Source organism: Actinomycetospora atypica, assembly GCF_042653685.1.
GTDB classification, from domain to species: Bacteria; Actinomycetota; Actinomycetes; order Mycobacteriales; family Pseudonocardiaceae; genus Actinomycetospora; species Actinomycetospora atypica.
The window spans coordinates 1-1570 of record NZ_JBHSIV010000079.1 but is presented as its reverse complement, the minus strand read 5'-3'; the positions used below and the strand labels follow the sequence as shown (position 1 = coordinate 1570).

The 1570-nt window shown below is 80.2% G+C and carries 1 protein-coding gene; it reads left to right on the top strand.

Translation table 11 applies throughout. From position 1 onward, the window contains the following. On the top strand, nt 1–1407 hold a 1407-nt coding region (locus ACFPBZ_RS29370), incomplete at its 5' end, for a glycosyltransferase family 4 protein (RefSeq protein ID WP_378039646.1). Nucleotides 1408–1570 lie beyond the last annotated feature (163 nt).

The window sequence follows — 1570 nt, the reverse complement described above, 5'->3', positions numbered from 1 at the left end:
GCCGCCGCGGCGCTGCGCCGGGCCGCCGTCACCGGGGACGCGGACGCCGTCGCGGTCGTCGTGGTCCTGGCCGCCGCGCGGGCGTTCTCGCCCGCGCTGTGGGTCGCCGCGGTGGTCGTCCTCGGGCTGGGGATCGTCGGGCTGCCGGTGCTCGCGGGCCGGGTCGCGCCCGCGCCGTCGGGGGGCGCCCCGGACCGGGAGGGCGGCGGCCTGCACGTCCTGCACCTCGCCTTCGAGGACCCGGCGATGCCGGGCTCCGGCGGCGGCGCGCTGCGCACCGCCGAGATCGACCGGCGCCTCGCCGCGGCCGGACACCACGTCACCGTGCTCACCGGCCGCTACCCCGGGGCGTTCGACCGCGTCGAGCGGCACGGCCGGGGGAGCGTCGCCTGGGTGCACCCGGGCGTCGGGCGCGGCCGCACCCGCCTCACGCGCCTGCTCGCCTACATGGCCGCCGCGTTCGTCGCCGCCCGCCGCGCCGGCCGTCGCCACGCCGGCGACACCGCCTCGGCCCCCGGGCCGGTCGACCTCGTCGTCGAGGACTTCTTCGCGCCGATCTCCTCGATGGCGATCCCGGCCTGGACCCGGCGCCCCGTCGTCGGGGTGGTGCAGTGGCTCAACGCGAAGGAGAAGGCGGCGCAGTACCACGTGCCAGTGCACTGGGTGGAGCGCGCCGCGGTGCGCACCCACCGCCGGATCGTCGCCGTGTCGCACGGCGTCGGGGCCGCGACGAAGGCGCTGAGCCCGCGCGCCGAGGTCGCGGTGATCGGCAACGGCGTCGACCCGGTGGCGTTCTCGGTGCCGCCGGCCCCGGTGCGCGAGCGTCGCGACGTCGTGTTCGTCGGGCGCCTGGAGATCGCCCAGAAGGGCCTGGACCTGCTGCTCGACGCCTGGGCGCTCGCCGCCGACCGCGTCGAGGGCGACCTGCTGCTCGCCGGGACCGGCCCCGACGAGGCCGCGCTGCGCGAGCGCGCCCGGGAGCGCGGGATCGCCGACCGGGTCCGCTTCCTCGGCTGGGTGGCCGGCCGGGACAAGGCCGAGCTGGTGTCGCGCGCCCGCGTGGCGGCGGTGCCCTCGCGGTTCGAGACCTTCGGGATCGTCGCCGCCGAGGCGCTCGCCGTCGGCACCCCCGTGGTGGCGTTCGACATCGACTGCCTGCGCGAGGTGGTCCCCGCCGACGGCGGGGTGCTCGTGCCGGGTCTCGACGCCGCCGACTACGCCGAGGCCCTCGTCGCCCTCGTCGAGGACGAGCCCCGCCGCGCCGTGACCGCCCGCCGCGGCCCCGACCTCGCCCGCATCCACGACTGGGACGCCCTGGCGGCCACCCAGGACGCGTTCTACCGGCGGGTCGCCGCCGAGGGGCGCGCGCCGTGGGAGGCGCCCCGGGTCCCCGCGGGGCGCTCGTGACCGATCACCCCGCCGCCTCCGTCCGGCTCCAGGTCCGGCCCCGCGCGGCCCGGAGCCTCCCCGCACCCGCCCGCGGGGGGACCCACCGTGCCGCGCCGGTGCCCACCGCGCCGCCGTCGGGGCCGCCGCGCGCCGGGGCCCACCGGGCCGCCCCCGCCCACCG